17 protein-coding genes and 1 tRNA gene are annotated in these 18,813 nt (G+C 37.0%); 5 read left to right on the top strand and 13 right to left on the bottom strand.

The window, feature by feature from the left end:
* Nucleotides 1-113 precede the first annotated feature (113 nt).
* The gene (locus tag V7D82_RS06995) at nucleotides 114-1,598 is read left to right on the top strand and encodes an aminotransferase class V-fold PLP-dependent enzyme (protein ID WP_333600263.1); all 1,485 of its coding nucleotides are present in this window, start codon (nucleotides 114-116) and stop codon (nucleotides 1,596-1,598) included.
* A gap of 3 nt (nucleotides 1,599-1,601) precedes the next feature.
* On the opposite strand, the gene V7D82_RS06990 is transcribed toward V7D82_RS06995, so the two are convergent.
* Nucleotides 1,602-2,474 (bottom strand): lysophospholipid acyltransferase family protein, encoded by an 873-nt coding sequence (locus V7D82_RS06990; protein WP_333600262.1) that lies wholly within the window; start codon nucleotides 2,472-2,474, stop codon nucleotides 1,602-1,604.
* Nucleotides 2,475-2,576: 102 nt separating this feature from the next.
* Here V7D82_RS06990 and V7D82_RS06985 point away from each other — a divergent pair, with 102 nt between their 5' ends.
* Both V7D82_RS06985 and V7D82_RS06980 read left to right on the top strand, forming a co-directional pair.
* A complete protein-coding gene (locus tag V7D82_RS06985) occupies nucleotides 2,577-3,218 on the top strand; it encodes a rhomboid family intramembrane serine protease (protein WP_333600261.1) in 642 nt (213 codons plus the stop codon).
* A 51-nt stretch (nucleotides 3,219-3,269) separates the two neighbouring features.
* Nucleotides 3,270-4,010: an SIMPL domain-containing protein gene (locus V7D82_RS06980; protein ID WP_333600260.1), complete on the top strand. Its 741-nt coding sequence runs from the start codon at nucleotides 3,270-3,272 to the stop codon at nucleotides 4,008-4,010.
* A 58-nt stretch (nucleotides 4,011-4,068) separates the two neighbouring features.
* On the opposite strand, the gene V7D82_RS06975 is transcribed toward V7D82_RS06980, so the two are convergent.
* From V7D82_RS06975 to mnmE, 7 genes are all read right to left on the bottom strand, one after another.
* Nucleotides 4,069-4,149, bottom strand: a tRNA-Tyr gene (locus V7D82_RS06975).
* Between the two features lie 150 nt (nucleotides 4,150-4,299).
* The gene (locus tag V7D82_RS06970; RefSeq protein WP_333600259.1) at nucleotides 4,300-5,460 is read right to left on the bottom strand and encodes a TlpA disulfide reductase family protein; all 1,161 of its coding nucleotides are present in this window, start codon (nucleotides 5,458-5,460) and stop codon (nucleotides 4,300-4,302) included.
* Between the two features lie 78 nt (nucleotides 5,461-5,538).
* A complete protein-coding gene (locus V7D82_RS06965) occupies nucleotides 5,539-6,951 on the bottom strand; it encodes an MBL fold metallo-hydrolase (protein ID WP_333600258.1) in 1,413 nt (470 codons plus the stop codon).
* Between the two features lie 62 nt (nucleotides 6,952-7,013).
* Nucleotides 7,014-7,802 carry a sulfite exporter TauE/SafE family protein gene (locus V7D82_RS06960; RefSeq protein WP_333600257.1) on the bottom strand — a complete coding sequence of 263 codons (789 nt, stop codon included), beginning with the start codon at nucleotides 7,800-7,802 and terminating at the stop codon, nucleotides 7,014-7,016.
* Between the two features lie 68 nt (nucleotides 7,803-7,870).
* Nucleotides 7,871-8,275: a response regulator gene (locus V7D82_RS06955; RefSeq protein ID WP_333600256.1), complete on the bottom strand. Its 405-nt coding sequence runs from the start codon at nucleotides 8,273-8,275 to the stop codon at nucleotides 7,871-7,873.
* A complete protein-coding gene (locus V7D82_RS06950) occupies nucleotides 8,272-10,239 on the bottom strand; it encodes a sensor histidine kinase (protein ID WP_333600255.1) in 1,968 nt (655 codons plus the stop codon). The genes V7D82_RS06955 and V7D82_RS06950 overlap by 4 nt, the downstream gene beginning before the upstream one ends.
* Nucleotides 10,240-10,329: 90 nt before the next feature.
* Nucleotides 10,330-11,727: a tRNA uridine-5-carboxymethylaminomethyl(34) synthesis GTPase MnmE gene (gene mnmE / locus V7D82_RS06945; protein WP_333600254.1), complete on the bottom strand. Its 1,398-nt coding sequence runs from the start codon at nucleotides 11,725-11,727 to the stop codon at nucleotides 10,330-10,332.
* A gap of 161 nt (nucleotides 11,728-11,888) precedes the next feature.
* On the opposite strand from mnmE, the gene V7D82_RS06940 reads away from it, so the two are divergent.
* Nucleotides 11,889-12,719, top strand: a complete 831-nt coding sequence (locus V7D82_RS06940; protein WP_333600253.1) for a universal stress protein — start codon at nucleotides 11,889-11,891, stop codon at nucleotides 12,717-12,719.
* A 60-nt stretch (nucleotides 12,720-12,779) separates the two neighbouring features.
* Here the strand turns inward: V7D82_RS06940 and dnaN are convergent, their stop codons facing one another.
* From dnaN to V7D82_RS06915, 5 genes are all read right to left on the bottom strand, one after another.
* On the bottom strand, nucleotides 12,780-13,898 hold the full coding sequence (gene dnaN / locus V7D82_RS06935; RefSeq protein WP_333600252.1) for a DNA polymerase III subunit beta: 1,119 nt from the start codon (nucleotides 13,896-13,898) through the stop codon (nucleotides 12,780-12,782).
* Nucleotides 13,899-13,960: 62 nt separating this feature from the next.
* Nucleotides 13,961-15,649 carry a gliding motility-associated ABC transporter substrate-binding protein GldG gene (gene gldG / locus V7D82_RS06930; RefSeq protein WP_333600251.1) on the bottom strand — a complete coding sequence of 563 codons (1,689 nt, stop codon included), beginning with the start codon at nucleotides 15,647-15,649 and terminating at the stop codon, nucleotides 13,961-13,963.
* On the bottom strand, nucleotides 15,649-16,374 hold the full coding sequence (gene gldF, locus V7D82_RS06925) for a gliding motility-associated ABC transporter permease subunit GldF (RefSeq protein WP_333600250.1): 726 nt from the start codon (nucleotides 16,372-16,374) through the stop codon (nucleotides 15,649-15,651). Before gldF ends, gldG begins: the two co-directional genes overlap by 1 nt.
* Before the next feature lie 19 nt (nucleotides 16,375-16,393).
* Complete coding sequence (locus tag V7D82_RS06920) at nucleotides 16,394-16,690, bottom strand: putative quinol monooxygenase (RefSeq protein WP_333600249.1); 297 nt, start codon at nucleotides 16,688-16,690, stop codon at nucleotides 16,394-16,396.
* A 3-nt stretch (nucleotides 16,691-16,693) separates the two neighbouring features.
* On the bottom strand, nucleotides 16,694-17,518 hold the full coding sequence (locus V7D82_RS06915; protein WP_333600248.1) for an SAM hydrolase/SAM-dependent halogenase family protein: 825 nt from the start codon (nucleotides 17,516-17,518) through the stop codon (nucleotides 16,694-16,696).
* 123 nt (nucleotides 17,519-17,641) lie between these two features.
* On the opposite strand from V7D82_RS06915, the gene V7D82_RS06910 reads away from it, so the two are divergent.
* Nucleotides 17,642-18,595: a PhoH family protein gene (locus tag V7D82_RS06910; protein WP_333600247.1), complete on the top strand. Its 954-nt coding sequence runs from the start codon at nucleotides 17,642-17,644 to the stop codon at nucleotides 18,593-18,595.
* Nucleotides 18,596-18,813 lie beyond the last annotated feature (218 nt).

Below are 18,813 nucleotides of genomic sequence, written 5' to 3'. Positions count from 1 at the left end.
GACTATTTTAGGGATTAAAGGTTTAAAATAATTGTATAGGATGGAGGAGATTTAACGAAATATTATAACAAGTATTAAAAAAATGTATCTTTGGACTCAAATCGATTAAAGGAATGATTACCACTGAATCTCAAACAAAATTAGAACAACATTTCCAACCATTTCGCGAGCAGATTATTGGCATAAACCAAGAGTTTGAATCGCCTTTTGGTACCAAAAAAATTGTTTATACCGATTGGACCGCCAGTGGTAGATTGTATCGCCCAATTGAGGAAAAACTAATGAATGAATTTGGTCCTTTTGTGGCTAATACCCATACTGAAACTACCATTTCAGGAACCGCCATGACTATGGCATATCATGAAGCTAAACATATCATCAAAAAACATGTAAAGGCCAATGAAAATGATATTCTGATTAATACCGGTACAGGAATGACTGGGGTTGTCAATAAATTTCAACGCATATTGGGTTTAAAAGTTCCGGAGAATTTAAAAGAGTTTACGGCTATTCCAAAAGCACTTAAACCCATAGTTTTTATCTCTCACATGGAACACCATTCTAACCAAACTTCCTGGTTGGAAACTATAGCTGATGTTGAGGTTATTCCGGCTACAGAAGAGGGTTTGTTCTGTATGAACGAATTCAAAAATTTGCTCGAAAAATACAAAGACCGTAGTTTCAAAATTGCTTCGATTACTTCTTGTTCCAATGTCACAGGAATTAGCACTCCCTATCATGAAGTGGCTAAAGTAATGCATCAAAATAACGGTGTTTGCTTTGTCGATTTTGCATGCTCTGGTCCTTATGTTGCTATTGATATGCATCCCGATGAAGAAAGCTATTTAGACGCTATTTTCTTCTCCCCTCATAAGTTTTTGGGTGGCCCGGGGACTTCAGGTGTTTTGATTTTCAATAAAAATTTATACAAAAATAATATCCCTGATTGTCCGGGTGGCGGTACCGTGAGCTGGACAAATCCTTGGGGACAACATCAGTATATTGATAACATTGAAGACCGGGAAGACGGAGGTACTCCTGGGTTTTTACAAGTGATTAAAACTGCTTTAGCTATCCAATTGAAAGAACAAATGGGGGTCAAAAATATCTTGGAACGCGAACATGAAATTGTAGATTTTATCTTTTCGGAATTGAATGCGATTGACAACCTACATATCTTGGCCAATCAACATCAGGACCGACTTGGGGTCATTTCATTTTACATTGATGATTTGCATTACAATCTGGGCGTAAAGCTATTGAATGACAGATTTGGTATTCAAACCCGTGGCGGTTGCAGTTGTGCCGGGACTTATGGTCATTATTTGCTTCACGTTGATCAGGAAACCTCTCACGATTTGGTTTGCCAAATTACTTCCGGCGATTTAATCAAAAAACCGGGATGGATTAGAATGTCTATACATCCAACGACAACCTCGGCAGAAATTCAAATGGTTTGTGATAGTATCAAAGCCTTAGCAGAGCATCACAAAACGTGGTCTGTGGATTATGAATACAATTTCAAGACCAACGAGTTTGTGCACAAAGCAGCCAAGCATCAGGAAAAGGATATGGTAAAAAGCTGGTTTAAAGTATAAATTCTACTTTCGTTTATGTTTCCAACGTTTGTGTGTCCACAAATAATATTCGGGAGCTTCCAAAATTTGTTTCTCCACTCTTCTCAAAAACTCATCTGAGATTTGATAATTCGGAACTTCTTTAGGATTATCGACTAAATATTCAAAAGTCGCTTCATAATACCCGCGTTTCACTTTTCGGGTTTTAAGAAAAATAACATTCATGTCAAATCGTTTGGCCAACATTTCGGCACCAGTATGAACCGGAGTTTCTATACCCATAAACGTGGTCCAATGATGCGTTTTACTCAATTGTGGGGATTGATCGCTGGCAAAACCATAAATCCCTAAATGATTGTTTTTGGCATTCTTTTCAATGACAGAAATGGTTTCTCTATTGGTAATTAAAGTGGCTTTGAATTTGGAACGAATATCCCTAACCAACTTATCAAAATACTTATTGGCAATTTTTTTATAGATGGCAAAACCTTCAAAATTAATGATGCTGTTCATTGAAATGGCCCATTCATACGAAGCATAATGCGCCATTAATACCGCAATGCTTTTTTGTTTTTTTTCCAATTCTAAATACAAATCAATATTCGTGAAAGTGTATCTTTTATCCATCTCTTCTTTCGAAATGCTCATGGTTTTTATCATTTCCAAAAACATATCGCACATGTGATGATAGAATTTTTTCTCAATGACTAATCGCTCTTCCGTTGATAAATGGGGCAATGCCATAGCTATGTTTTCACGGACAATTTTCTTCCGATACCCGATTATGTTGTAAACTAATGCATAAACTCCGTCTGAAAAAGCATAAAGTAACCGAAACGGTAGTATCGAGATAAGCCAAAGAATAGGGTAGAGCAGAATAAAGACAAGAAATTGCATGCGTATAATTTTATGCAAATATAAAGTTAAAAGTTATTTTAATCGACAGCCATTAATAAAACCTAAGGAAGTATTATTATTTTTACTGAAATATTTCAATTTATGGACAACCTGTTTTTATTGGTTATTATTCTTGCCAATGTACTCATCAGTATTAAAGGATTTAACGATGAGTATTTCTTTCGAAAATATCAATTTCATGTAGGGAGTATTCGAGCCGGAGAGCAAATCAGAATGGTCTCATCGGCTTTCCTTCATGCTGATTTTATTCATTTAGCTTTCAATATGATTGCTTTGTATTCTTTTGCTCCTGTGGTATATGGAGCACTGGGTAATTTTACCTTTCTTTTGGTGTATGCCGGAAGTCTCATTTTCGGTAGTTTACTCACTATGGTTTTTCATGGCAATGATTACAGCTACCGGGCTGTTGGAGCTTCGGGCGCTGTTACCGGTATAATCTATTCCGCTATTTTGATTTATCCTGATATGACTATTGGCATTTTTGGAATTATTCCGATACCGGCTTATATTTTTGGGATTGGTTATTTATTGTATTCTATTTACGGAATGAAAGCCAAAAATGATAATATTGGCCACACAGCGCACTTTGGTGGAGCGATTGGCGGGTATGCGATTACTCTGTTAAAAGACCCAGTATTACTCGAAGAACATACCTTTATGGTCATTCTATTAGCCATTCCGATTATTGTTCTTTTTATCATGGCGAAAGCCGGAAAATTGTGATTGGCACAACTTTTGGAAACAACATATCATTATCCATTAAATAAACAAACTATGAAATCGAAAATTTACAAACACACAAAAAACAACTTTGCTTTGGTGAGTAAAAAAGCAGTTGTATTGGTAGCCTTATTTTTAGCTATCACCGTTCAAGCCCAAGAGCAAAAGCCTCAAGTACCTCAAATCTCGGTGACTGGAGAAGGCAAAGTAAAAGTAACACCCGATCAGGCTGTGGTTACCGTTGGTTTTCAAAATTCGGGTAAAGATGCCAAAGAGGTGAAAACACTCAACGATGAAGTGGTGGACAGAGTGATTAAGTTTTTGAAGAAAAGTGGCATTCCCGCTACGGATTATAAAACCAATACGGTGAGTTTGTATAAAAGTTATGATTACGAAAAAAAGAAAAGCAATTTTCAAGCGAATCAAACTTTAACCATCACGCTGAAAGATTTGTCTAAATACAATGATATCATGATGGGATTAAATGATGCCGGAGTTAACACAATACAAGGCGTTGAATTCAAATCTTCTAAAATGGAAGACTACGAAAAAGAAGCCCGCAAAAATGCGATGTTAAATGCCAAACAAAAGGCAGCTGATTACGTTTCGGTTTTGGGGCAAAAAGTAGGCAAAGCACTTTTGATTACGGATACTTCGCAAGTTTATATTCCACAACCTATGTACAAAGGCAACAGGATGACTATGGCGGCTGATGCTTCAGAAAGCACAGAAACGTTAGCTGTAGGAGAAATAGAAGTGAATACAAATGTAAGCGTGACTTTCGCTTTGGAATAAAATTCTCAGGTAATAATAAACAAAAAAGTCTCTATGAAAATAGAGACTTTTTTGTTTGTGGGGAGAGCAGGATTCGAACCTGCGAAGTTCTCACAGCAGATTTACAGTCTGCCCTCGTTGGCCGCTTGAGTATCTCCCCGTTGCCGTAGCGATTGCAAATATAAAAACACTTTTGACGTTCACAAATAAAAATGAAGTATTTCGAAGAACTATTTTTTAATGGTTTGGTTTTGAATAAAATAAAAAAATCTCCCGAAGGAGATTTTTAGTATCAACGATTAGGCGTTTTTTATTTTGCTGCTAAAAGTTCGTTAATTTTAGCTTTCAAGGCTTCACCTTTTAAATCAACTGCTACGATTCTTCCGGTGGCATCTAATAAGAAGGTCGAAGGAATTAAAGAGATTCCATATTGAAGCGCAATAGGATCTTTCATTTCTTTTAAATTCGAAACGTTGGTCCAGGTTAATTTATCTTTAGCAATAGCTTCTTTCCATTTGGCTGCATCAACATCCAGCGAAACACTGATGATGTTAAATCCTTTGCTGTGTAATTCATTGTAAAGTGCTACGTTATTTGGATTTTCTGCTCTGCATGGTGCACACCAAGAGGCCCAAAAATCAACCAAAGTAACTTTGCCCATACTCTCTTTTAAAGAAGTTATTTTTCCCTCAGGAGTTGGTGCTTTAAAGTCGGGAGCTATAGTTCCTACTGCTACAGTAGCTTTAGCTTTGTCTTGTTTCTTTAAAGTATCAATACTTTCTTTAACTGTTTTTCCCGGTTTGGTTTTTTTCAAAGACTCGTCAAGTGTGTTGTATACCGCCTCAATGTCTTTTACTTTGAAATTTTTATTATTAAACATAGCCTGTACAATCAAAACGCTGATGAATGATTTTGGGTGTGTTTTTGGATATCCGAAAGTATAATCAGTAATATCTTTTTGAAGCAAATCGTATTGTTTTCTTAAAGAATTGATGGTTACCGTATCGTTGTTTTTACGGGCCTCATTCATTTTAGCCATGTTTTTCATTTGAAAATCCATTACTTTCTTCTGCAATCCTTTTTGAATTTTATTGGATTCTTTATTGAAGTTAGAGAACTCGTCATTGCTGTAAGTTCCTGATAATTTCGATTTGAAAATACTGTCTTTATCCACTTCAATTGCAATTTCTCCTTCTTCTAATATGAAAGGGATTTTACCGTTTACTTTTTGAATTTCAAGAAAGTTTATACTTGGTTCGCCCGCTTTTCCTTTGATTTCAAATTTTCCGTCAACCACTTTTACGGTGTCAATATTGAGGATTCCCATTCCGTTAGGGTTTTGCTTTTGTAAATATACTAAGCCTGTTTTCATGCCTTTTATTTCTCCGGAAATAAGATATTCACCATCTGCTACCTTCTTACATGAAAATAGAACTACAGCTACGGTTACTAAAAGAATTAATTTTTTCATTTTTATATATTAAAATTTTTGTGCAAATGTATCTAATTTGCTTTGTGAATAATTAGTTATTTGTTTTTTTTTGAAATTTTATTTTTTGGTCGAAGGACATACAAAATGGGTACAGTTGACGGTAGTTTTTTTGATGCCACTCATTCCTTTTTCAATATTAATAAGATTGTGAATGCCTCTTGATTTTAGGATAGAAGCCATGATGACAGAACGGTAACCACCAGCGCAATGCAGGAAGAAAACAGTGTCTTTTGGCACACTTTGAAAATTTTCATTAATGGTGTCTAAAGGAATATTGATAGCGTTTTCTACATGTTCTGCTTCAAATTCACCGGGTTTACGGGCATCAACAACTATGCTGTCCGGAGTTAAGGCAGTAGCAAAAGTTTCCGGAGTTATAGAGTTTATAGAATCGGTTTCAAAACCGGCTGTTTTCCATGATGCTATTCCTCCTTTTAAATAGCCCAATACATGGTCAAAACCTACTCGCGACAGTCTTGTAATTGCTTCTTCCTCTCGGCCTTCGGGAATAACCAACAATAATTTTTGATTTACATCTCGAAGCATCGAACCTACCCATGGAGCAAAATTGCCCTGAATTCCAATAAAAATAGAATTAGGAATGTGCGATTGAACATACTCATCTTCATGGCGAACATCCAAAATAACTACATCACCCTGATTGGCAACGGCTTCAAAAGCAGCTGGCGAAAGTGCTATGTTACTGTTTTGGATAACAGTATCCAAACTTTCATAACCTTTGATATTCATCAGAACATTTTGAGGGAAATACGCAGGAGGAAGCCCCAGACCGTCTAATAGCTCTTTAGTAAATTCTTCTTTGGTCATATCTGCTCTTAACGCATAATTGGTTCTCTTTTGATTGCCCAAAGTATCGGTGGTTTCTTTACTCATGTTTTTACCACAAGCGCTGCCGGCACCATGACTAGGATAAACGATTAAATCGTCACTTAGCGGCATAATTTTATTTCGCAAAGAATCAAAAAGATATGAAGCCAATTTTTGTTGAGTCAACTCTTCTACCAGAGCTTGTGCTAAATCAGGACGACCCACATCTCCAATGAAAAGAGTATCTCCTGTAATAATTCCGTGCTGTTTTCCGTTTTCATCGGTTAGCAAATAGCAAGTGCTTTCCAAGGTATGACCGGGAGTGTGAATCGCTTTTATGGTATAATTACCCACTTTAAATTCCTGATTGTCTGTAGCGATAATAGCTTCAAATTCGGGAGCTGCAGTAGGACCATAAACAATTTCGCCACCACTTTTCTTAGCCAGGTCTATATGTCCTGAAACAAAGTCGGCATGAAAATGGGTTTCAAAAATGTATTTTATTTTGGCGTTATCTTTTTGAGCTCTGTCTAAATAAGGCTGTACTTCACGAAGCGGATCAAAAATAGCGGCTTCTCCATTATTTTCTATATAATAGGCAGCTTGCGCTATGCATCCGGTATATATCTGTTCAATTTTCATGATAGAATGTTTTGTGCAAATTTAAAGATTAGACTAGTATAATGAGTTGATTTTAGAATACTTTATGAAAAAAGTTCTTTGAAAAGGATAAAGAGTGACATCAATAAAACGAAAATCCCAAATATTTTTTTCAACTGTTTTTCGTTGATATGCTGCTGAATTTTTAGGCCAATAAAAATTCCCACTACGGAAATAGCCGTGAAAACTAATAAAAATGACCAATCAATAGCAATGTTTTGCACATCCCCCAAAAAACCGATTAAGGAATTGATGGTGATAATTAACAACGAAGTGCCAATGGCTTTTTTGATGGGCAATTTGGCCAATTGTATCAAAGCCGGAATAATTAAAAAACCTCCGCCTGCACCAATTAATCCAATCAAAACCCCCACTAAGAACAACTGAATAATGACAATAAAAACGTTTTTGTTTTTTTCTTCCAACTGTTTTTCCTGCTGTGGTTTTAACATCGAATAGGCTGCAAGAAACATGACTACAGCAAAAATCAACATCAAAAAAGTAGCTTTGGTAAGTTGTAAGGAACCAAAATAAAAAATAGTATCCGGCAACTTGTGAATGATAAATTTTCGCGTTAAGTAAACGCCAATTACTGAAGGAATTGCAAATTGAATTGCTGTTTTGGGAGCAACCAATCCTTTTTTTAGATTTTGTATCGTGCCGAAAGCCGAGGTGGTTCCCACAATGAACAACGAATAAGCTGTGGCAATCAGTGGATTTAAACTCAATACGTAAACCAGTATGGGAACGGTTAGTATGGAGCCACCACCACCGGTAATTCCGAGTACCAAGCCAATACATAAAGCACCAACATATCCTAAAAGTTCAAACATTTTTTAAAAATAACGAGGTAAAAATAGTGTAATTAGTTATAAATTAGGATTTATTTTGTGGTTTGTTTTTAGCTTTTGGTGATATGTTTGGTGATTTCCAAAATCTTATTGCTGTCTATAGGTTTTGAAAAATAGCCCATGATTTCAGGGAATGTTTTGGCTTTTTCTTTGTCTTCATAAGCAATAGATGAACTCACGATATATATCGCCGTTTTTTTGGTTTTTTCGGCAAGTGATTTTTCTATTTGGTTCATGAAATCCCAACCATCCATAATAGGCATCTCAATATCCAGCAGAATGATCTCGGGTAATTTTTTGTTTTCTTTCAGCGTTTCTGAAAAACTTTCTAAGGCTTCTTTCCCGTTTTTAAAGGAAATAACATCATACTCTGTTTTTGACATGGCAATAATCTTATTAATCAATAATTGATAAATAGGATCGTCATCGATAATACAAATTACTTTATTTTTCATTTGAAATAAATGGTAAAAGTGGTTCCTTTATTGAGTTCGCTTTCGGTTTGGATTCTTCCGCCCATGGCATCAATTTGGTTTTTGGTAATAAACAGCCCAATGCCTTTTGAATCGGGATTGTTGTTGAATGTTTTATACATACCAAACAATTTTTCGCCATTTTTCACTAAGTCGATACCAATGCCGTTGTCTTTGATTTTTAAAGCTTTAGTTTTTTCGTCAAAAGTAAAAAAGATCTCTGGTTTCCGGTTAGGGTCACTGTAACGAATGGCATTGGAAAGAAAATTCAAAAGGATGCTTTCCAGATAAGCCGTATTGTAATTGATTACAACTGTTGGCGCCACCATATTGTGAATCGCAGCTTGTTTTTTATCAATTTGTTCACTTAAAACAGTCTTAGCATTTTCAATATAATCGTAGAGATTTAAGGGCTCTATTTTTAAATTAACATTGGTTCTGATACTGACTACTTCGTTTAAATTCACCATCGTTTCGTTCAACGAAGCCGATACTTTTTTGAGCAATTCAATCATTTCATCACGTTCTTCTTTGGTTTGGGCCGTTTCCAAAAAACCCGAAATGATTTCAATATTACTAGTATGTGACCGTAGGTTATGCGAAACAATATAGGAAAAATTCAATAGCCTTTTATTTTGGTCAGAAACCAATTCAAAAGATTTTTTTAATGCTTCTTCTGCTTGTTTTTTTTCTGTAATGTCTTCTATTATGGCAATAGTATTTACAGGCTTTCGATCCGATTTCCATAATTTGGAAACGATAAGGTTACCCCATACAATTTTTCCTGATTTATGAATGTATCTTTTTTCAATGGTAAATTCATTGATAAACCCCTTTTTTAGTTGGTACATGCAGTTTACATCTTGTTCTGCATCTTCAGGATGCGTGATTTCCTGGAAATTGATTTTTTTCAATTCGCTTTCCGTGTAACCTACAATTCGACAAAACTCATCATTGACTTCCAAAAAATTTCCCGTATGCATTTCTACACGGGCTATGCCCACTGGAGCTTGCTCAAAGATAGTTTTGAATTCCAGCTCGGTATGAAATATTTTTTTGGCCTGTTCATAAACTTGCAGTTGCAATTTGGCGGGTTTTTTCATGATAGACGCCACCCAAAGCCCACAAATAAGCGACAGTAAAAAACCCAGTATGCTCGACGTAATAATTTGGTAAAACAATCCGTTTTTGTCCCGGGCAATTAGATATAGCTTCCAGTCCCCATCAGGAATGATAGCGGTTTGGAAGTATTTCCTTGAAAAGTCCTCTTTTTTTGGTAGAAAAAATTCTTCTTTGTGAGTGTAGGGATTAACTTTTGAAAATTGAAAATAATACTTTGTGTCATCAATCGACTGTATTCCCGACATCTTAAACAAAGTTTCCAATTTAATGATCACAGCAGAAAATCCCCAAAATTTGTTTTTCTTAAAAACCGGTAATCTTCCCACAACGCCAACGCCTCCTTGTTTTAATTTAAGCGGCCCGGCAAAATAAATCAACTTCGTTTTAATCGATTTTCGAGCCTCTTTCTGTACACTTGACGTATGCAGTATGTCATAATTCAGGGCGGCTTCATTGCCATCTATAGGATACACATATTTAATAACCCCATTGGGTACTAATTGAACGGCATCAATACAAGCATTGGAATTAATGAGTTTAGGGGCAATTTTAGTAAAGTTTTCAGGTTCACCCTCATCATTGATAGACATGGCAAGTGTCAACGTAGCTGTATAAGTATTTTTGAGGATTTGCTGAAAGTTTTGATGTACAACATTTATAATGTTTGACATCTCACGACGACGGTTTTCTTTAACAACACTGTAGCGCAATCCTACCACAAAACCAACCAACAAGAGTAAAAACAGAAAAACAAGGGTTCCCGTTGTATTTGGTCTTGTTAAAAACCATTTAGAAATTTTTATCCAAGTTCTTTTGAAACTCATAAAGGACTTTTTTGATTGCGAGGGAAATGATAGGAGTTATAAAGATAGGAAAAAAATTAGCTTAACAAGAAATAGAATGCAATTTTAGTTTTATTTCCCGATACAGAAATTGGCGAAAATATTTCCAAGCAACTCATCGTTAGTTACTTCGCCTGTGATTTCTCCAAAATAATACAAGGCTTGTTTGATATCAATAGCCATCAAGTCTGAAGACAATTGCGTATCCATGCCAAAGCGCACTTTCTGAATTTCTTCCAAGGCTTTTAACAACGAATCATAATGCCGGGTGTTGGTTACTATGGTTTCGTTATTGCGCAAAGCACCGGTGTTTACAAAGGATAATAATTGATTTTTCAAACCTTCAATTCCTTGTTTTTCTTTGGCAGACAGCAACACGATATTTGGAATTTGAGATGTAAGATTTGAGATTTGTATTTCTGATAATTTATCGGCTTTGTTGCCAATGACTACCAAAGCTTTCATTGGAAACTGATTCTTTATCTTTTCGAGTTCGATTTGAACTTCCTTCAGATTTTGATTGTCCAATGTTAATTGCGAACTGTCAATCAGGTAAATGATAACTTGTGCCTGCTCGATTTTTTCAAAAGTTTTTTTGATACCAATGCTTTCCACCACGTCTTTAGTTTCGCGTATTCCGGCAGTATCAATAAAGCGGAAGCCGATGCCTCCAATAGTTAATTCATCTTCAATAGTATCCCGCGTAGTTCCGGCAATTTCGGAAACAATAGCGCGTTCTTCGTTTAACAGAGCATTTAGTAAAGTTGATTTTCCCACATTGGGTTCCCCCACAATCGCTACTGGAATTCCATTTTTAATGACATTACCCACAGCAAAGGAATCGATTAGTCTTTTTAAAACAAATTCGATACGGTTCAGTAAATCTCTAAATTGAGTGCGATCAGCAAATTCTACATCTTCTTCGGCAAAATCGAGTTCGAGTTCAATTAACGAAGCAAAGTTTAACAGTTCTTCTCTTAGTTTGGCAATTTCATTACTGAATCCACCACGCATTTGTTGCATGGCAATTTGATGACTGGCTTCATTGTCCGAAGAAATCAAATCGGCCACAGCTTCAGCTTGCGACAAATCGAGTTTGCCGTTCAAGAAAGCTCTCAGCGTGAATTCGCCGGCCTGCGCCATTCGACAGCCTTTTCGCAATAACAATTGAATGATTTGTTGCTGAATGTAAGTTGAGCCGTGACACGAAATTTCAATCACATCTTCACCGGTATAGGAATGTGGATTTCTAAAAATAGAAAGCAAAACCTGATCATACACTTTGCCATCTTCTATGATGTGCCCTAAATGAATGGTATGCGTTTTTTGCTTGCTGATAGTTTTTCCCGAAACCGACTGGAATACCTGCTCGGCTATAGACAAAGCAGCCACACCCGAAATTCGGATTACCGCAATGGCACCAGCACCCGAAGGTGATGCTAAAGCAACTATAGTTTCTTGTGAAATCATTTTTTACCCATTTGTTGGCAAAGATACTAAAACTCTAAAGGAGTAAGGTTTAAAATAATACAGACCGATTAGCCGTTATTAAATAGTTAATTTCCTGATAATTGTCATTTATTTATTAGCTAAATAAGTGTAATTTTGATAGAAATTAAATCCATTTACTCATGAAAAAGATATTGGTTCCGTTAGATTTTTCTGAAACGTCAGACAATGCGTTTATTTATGCGCTTGAATTGGCCAAGTTTTTTAAAGCCGAGTTGGTTTTATTACACACTTTTGAGTTGCCAATAGTGGATAGCCAATCCATGCCGATTAATTATGCTACAATATATGATGCTATTGAGTTGACTAATTTTGATCATTTTAAAGAAAAAATGCCAAAACTCAGAGCCTTGGCTGCCGAACGGAACTTAGACCATATTGTGATGAATCACATCTTGATGGATGGTGATTTGGTTTTCAATATTAAAAAAGTGGTCAAACAGGAAAGTGTCGATTTCGTGGTGATGGGAACCAAAGGTGCCACAGGTTGGGTTGATTCGTTTATTGGAACCAATACGGCCTCTGTTATTTCCGATGTAATGGTTCCGGTTTTAAGCGTTCCGATCGAAGCCAAATTTGTTAAAATTGAAACCATAGCGTTTACCACGCGCTTTCGGGAAAAAGATATAGAAGCGTTGCAGGTGGTTTTGAAAATAGCCAAAAAATTACAGGCCAACGTTAAATGTTTGTATGTTAAAAAATCATCGTCAGATGTTACTGATGAAACGATTAAAAGATGGCAGTCGCATTTTGAAGAGGAAGAAAAATTACAGTTTTTTATTCTGCCAGGCGAAGATGTAGAGGCTGCAATAGAGGATTTTCTACTGAATCAAAGTGTTGATTTATTGGCGCTGCTGACTTATAAAAGAAACTTTTTTGTAGAGCTTTTCACGACCACGACCACACAAAAATTATCTCAACATTTAAAAACACCAATTTTAGTTTTACACTAATAAAAAACCGCAACTTCTTTCGAAGTTACGGTTTTCAGGTATAAAGGTTAGTTTATATTATTAGTTATTCAGCATTACCGGCATTACCAGCATGGTAACGGTTTCGCCTTCGTCTAAGCCATCAATTGGGGTTAGAATTCCGGCACGGTTGGGCATCGACATTTCCAACATGATTTCATCCGATTGCAGGTTAGTCAACATCTCTGATAAGAATCTAGAGTTGAACCCAATTTGCATGTCATCGCCTTGGTAATCACAAGTCAAACGCTCTTCGGCTTTGTTAGAGTAATCAATATCTTCAGCAGAAATGTTCAATTCGGCACCGGCAATTTTTAAACGAATCTGGTGCGTAGTTTTGTTAGAGAAAATCGCAACACGACGCACGGAGTTCAATAAAAGAACACGGTTAATCATCAATTTGTTTGGATTTTCCTTTGGAATTACCGCTTCGTAGTTTGGATATTTACCGTCAATCAAACGACAAGTCAATACATAACTGTCAAAAGAGAACGTAGCATTTGAGTCGTTATATTCAATAGTCACATCGGATTCAGATGTTCCTAAAATACTTTTTAAAATGTTCAAAGGTTTCTTTGGCATAATGAAATCCGCCACTTGCGACGCTTTTACATCGGCACGGGCATATTTTACTAATTTGTGTGCATCAGTGGCAACAAAGATTAAACCTTCCGGAGAGAATTGGAAAAACACTCCGCTCATTACCGGTCGCAAATCATCGTTTCCGGCGGCAAAAATGGTTTTACTGATAGCAGTTGCCAAAACATCTGAAGGCACTACAGTAGAGGATGGTTCGTCCAAGCTTACTGATTTCGGAAACTCTTCTCCCGGAGCATAAGCAATAGCATATTTCCCTGAATTGGAGCTGATTTCAATCGTGCTGTTTTCTTCCACAGTGAAAGTCAACGGTTGCTCCGGAAATGTTTTCAGTATGTCTAATAACAATTTCGCAGGAACAGCCACGCTGCCTTTGCTGGTAGAATCAATTTCTAAAGTAGCCGACATGGTAGTCTCTAAATCAGAAGCCGATACGGTTAAGGTTTTGTTGTTTAATTCGAACAGAAAATTATCTAAAATAGGCAAAGTGTTACTGCTGTTAATAACGCTACCTAGTACTTGTAGTTGTTTTAATAAGTATGAACTCGATACTATGAACTTCATTTTAATTTATTTTTTACAAATATATCTTAAACTAATAGATTTCAAAAAGTTTTTTATTAACATTACTTGCTGTATTTGCGCTTGCGCAAAATGGTAAAGACCACGCCAAATACCAAGAGGATAACAATTGGTACTGCTACAGTTATGACCTGCGAGTAGGTGTACTTGGCATAGACTTTTTCTTTATCCAAAATCGGCAAATCCACTTCCTTGCTGCGAATGTTAATAAGTCCGTTGTCATCCAGTAAATAATTGACGCAATTCATCATAAACTCTTTATTGGCGTACAAATTGTTGGTCCATTTGTCATAACCCAATTCTAGTGGCTGGAAGTTTTTATCCAATTGATTTTTAATCACATCGCCATCCGAAATGACAATCATTTTGGTGTCTTTGCCCACATTTTTAAACGAAGATTCCTTAAACGGCAACACTCGGTTTTCATACGTCGAACGGAATTGTCCTTCTAACAAAAGCGCCACCGGGAAGTCTCCGGTATTGACAAAATCTTTTTGCTCCGGGCGGTCGGACACCATTTTCAAACTGATTTCAGCCGGCGTGCCCACCAATTTGGAATAAGGTGACGAATGCAGCAGCACTGTCTTTTTAATGTCGTTTTTCAAAGGCTCAATCGGGCTCGTAAATTGAAACTTAATCCCGTCAAGATTACTGACTATAGGGTGTTTTGTTTTTTCCGAAGGATAAATCATAGGCGAAAAAAACCATGGATATTGCGTGTATTGTGTGGCACTGCCTTGTTCGCCGGTGGCCAAAGCAATAGGCGTATTCTGCACATCATAAATCAAATCCGGACGCAAACGGAAACCATATTTGAAGAACATATCGTTTAGATTCAAGTCTCTTGGGAAAGCCAGATTGGAACCGTTTTGATTGTACAGACTGTCCATTTCCATATTCACTTGATCCACCAGCCAAAGTGTTTTACCACCATTCAGAACGTATTGATCCAATACTTCTTTCTCTTCTTCGGTAAAGGCTTCTGTTGGTTTGGCAATCACCGCTAAGTCATATTTGTTCAAATATTTCAATGTCTCATTCGGACTTTTAGCTACTGAGTCCAAAGTAAAAGTTCCAATGAAATAATTATCGCGAACCGATTTTACAAAGTCGGCAATCAGGATGTCGTGCAATTCGCCATTTCCTTTGATAACGGCTACTTTCTTTTGTTTTGTTTTGGAAACGGTATTGATGGCATTCGCGAAAGCGTACTCTAAATGCTGTACCGAACTCACTACTTTTTCAGCGGTGGAAGCGCCCATCATATTTTTCAACAACGGTACTTTTACGGAACGATTGCCACAAGTGGCTACTGCCCACGGGAAAACCATTTCCTGAGTTTGCTGTCCTTTATCATTTACAGTAACATTAACCGGTGTCATGTCGCGTTCTATAAACGATTGCATGGTTTTGTCTTTTTGGTCTTCGTCTTCCAGCGGATTGACAAACTGGAAAATGATATTCGAGTTTTGTGACTTGAATTCCTCTAATAATTGCTGGGTTTCCGTCTGCAGTTTTTTGAATTCTCCCGGAAATTCTCCTTCTAAGAAAACATCAATGTATAAAGGTTCTTTCACTTCGCTAACAATGTTCAAAGACGTTTGCGAAAGCGTATAGCGTTTGTCAGCAGTCAAGTCAAATCGCTTGAAAACAAAGTGACCAGCCAAGTTTAAGACCACGATTATAAAAACGGTGGTCAGTATTTTTTTGAAGTTATTTTTTGGCGCACTCATTACGATTTCAAAGATTTTAATTTAAACACGGTAAACGATAAAAATAAGAAAGCCACACTTATAAAGTATAAAACATCGCGAGTATCAATCACGCCGCGCGACATGCTTTTGAAATGATAATCCATCCCGATGCGGGCAATGACATCTTCAAAACCTTTTACATAAGTGGAAATGCCTTCAAATCCAAAGTAAAATACAAAACACAAAAACACCGAAAGTAAAAACGCTACAATCTGATTTTCGGAAAGGGTAGAAGTAAAGATGCCTATGGCGGTATAAGAAGCAATCAAAAACAACAAACCAAAATAGGAACCCATGGTACTGCCCATATCAATATTACCTTCGGGCATGCCTAAGCCATAAATCACATACACATAAACCAAAGTTGGAATCAAGGCAATTACAATTAACAGAAACGAGCCTAAGAACTTCCCGCTGACAATTTGCCAAATGGATAAAGGTTTGGTCAATAGCAACTCAATAGTTCCTTGTTTCTTCTCATCCGAAAAACTGCGCATCGTCACCGCCGGAATCAGGAAAATCAAGATCCAGGGTGCTAACGTGAAGAACGGACTCAAATCGGCAAACCCGCTTTGTAAGATGTTGTATTCGCCATCAAACACCCAAAGGAACAAGCCGTTGAGCAAAAGGAAAATGGCAATCACCAAATAACCGATGGGCGAACCAAAGAAGGATTTTATTTCTCGTAATGCGATTGATTTCATAGTATTTTTTATTTCGTAATTATGGCAAACTTACCATTTTGTTCACACTCCAGGCTTCGGGTTTGTCGTTGAATAGTTTTTTGGTGAAGGTCCAAACATCATCAAACAAGGCCGATTGTCGGTACTTTTCCAAATCGTCTTCGGTTTCCCAAAAGCTATACGTAAAGAAAATACACGGATTGTTTTTGTCCTGATACAATTCCAGAAAACGATTGCCTTCGGCACCGCGTATCTTTTCTTTGATGCTGTCAAAATTCTCCAAAAACTTCGGAATATGCTCCTCGTGAAAACTCATTTTTACTATTCTAACAAACATTTTCTAATTTTTAAATTCAATAGTAACTCCATCCCGGTAACTCAATCCCAATAAGGAAGAGGCGGAACCCACGGTGTCCGGATTGCTTCTGAAAATGGCAATTTCCAGAAAACCGGCTTCGTTGAATATCGCCAGCTTTTCGCCTTCATAGTACTTCAAAGGATATTTTTCAGATATACCAATGTCAGAGTATTTGGGTAAGATGGTTTTAATGGTTTGATTTTTAAACTTGATTTCATACGGCCGTCCTTTGCCCATTTCCAGAAATAATTTCTTGGAGATATTGGTCACGGCATTGCCCAAATGGTCGCTGTAAATCACATAGCCCTTGATTTGATTGTCCTGAACCACAGCCTGTAATTCGGTTACTTCTTTAATCGTTTTGATTTCTTTGCCAATAACGTTCAGCAAACCACCTTTGGCCAAATGGCAGGCCACTTTCACAAACACATCCAAATCGGTAGCATCGCTCGGCAATCGGTCATGGATATTAATGGCTACCAATTTTTGCGGTACAATCTTTTGAATCAGCATGCTCAGAATCCCATTATCGGCACAGATAAAGTACTGATCATTCCATTGCATGGCAATGTGTTGGTTTTCGGCATTCAGTTCGATATCCACCCCAATTAAGTGTACGGTTCCTTTGGGGAAACTGTTGTAAGCGGCTCCTATAATATAAGCGGCTTCTGCTACATTAAAAGGGTCAATATCGTGGGAAATATCAATAATGGTGGCTTCGCGAAACTCCGATAACAATTTACCTTTCAAAGAACCAACAAAATGGTCTTTTAATCCGTAATCGGTTGTTAAGGTAATTATTGACATAGATTGTTTATAACTTGGTTGAAATAGGATTTTAAAATTGTAAAACCTATTCCTTTATTTGATTAAATTTGGATACAAAGCTAATTTATTTTAGCGAATTTTTTTAATTTAATACTACTGCTTTTGAACGAACGTATCATTGAATTACACGACATCGCACCCAAAGAATTTTGGGGCGCTCAAGATGCCCATCTTGAAACCATTAAAAGATATTACCCTAAACTCAAAATCGTAGCCCGAGGCACTACATTAAAAGCATTCGGAGAGAAAGAAGAGTTAGATGAGTTCGAAAACCGCTTTAACCGACTAATGCTGCATTTTACACGCTACAATAATATAGATGATAACGTCATCGACAGAGTGATACACAGCAATTCCCATGAAGAGCAGCGTATGCCGGACAGTGATAAAATTTTGGTACACGGTATAGGAGGAAAGCTTATTAAAGCCATGACACCTAACCAACAAAAACTGGTCGATTATGTAGCTAAAAACGACATGGTATTTGCCGTAGGTCCTGCCGGAACCGGTAAGACCTATACCGGCGTTGCCTTAGCCGTAAAAGCACTGAAAGAAAAGCAGGTCAAGCGCATCATTTTGACGCGTCCGGCAGTGGAAGCAGGGGAGAACCTTGGTTTTTTACCGGGTGATATGAAAGAAAAACTAGATCCGTATATGCAACCTTTATATGATGCTTTGCGCGATATGCTACCACCACAAACCCTGGAAGATTATTTGCTCAAAGGAATCATACAAATAGCACCACTGGCTTTCATGCGTGGAAGAACGCTGGATAATGCCTTTGTGATTTTGGACGAAGCTCAAAATACAACGCATTCGCAAATGAAAATGTTCCTGACCCGTATGGGGAAAAATGCCAAGTTCATCATCACCGGTGATCCCGGACAAGTAGATTTACCACGTAGAACGATATCAGGTTTGAAAGAAGCTATCTTAGTGTTAAAAGATGTTGAAGGCATCGGTATCATCTATCTGGATGATAAAGACATTGTTCGCCACCGACTTGTGAAAAAAGTAATCGATGCCTATAAGAGCATTGAGAATAATGATTATTAAATAAATAGTATTTAAAAAAAGCAAACCCTGTCAAAATAGAACTTGGCAGGGTTTGTTTTTTAGTAATCCTATTCAAAAAGCAATCACCAACTTCCGAAAAGCAATAATTCAAGTTAAAAATCGAATCATTTACTTTTAAAAAGTAATCTCAAATCCCTATTTTTGCACCAACAACAACACTACCTAATGAATACACTAACTACAACTGATTTTCAGTT

The sequence above is a fragment of the Flavobacterium sp. genome (assembly GCF_036741995.1).
In the GTDB taxonomy this organism is placed as follows: domain Bacteria; phylum Bacteroidota; class Bacteroidia; order Flavobacteriales; family Flavobacteriaceae; genus Flavobacterium.
Note: the sequence above shows the minus strand (reverse complement) of the source record. Positions and strands in the feature narration are given on the sequence as shown.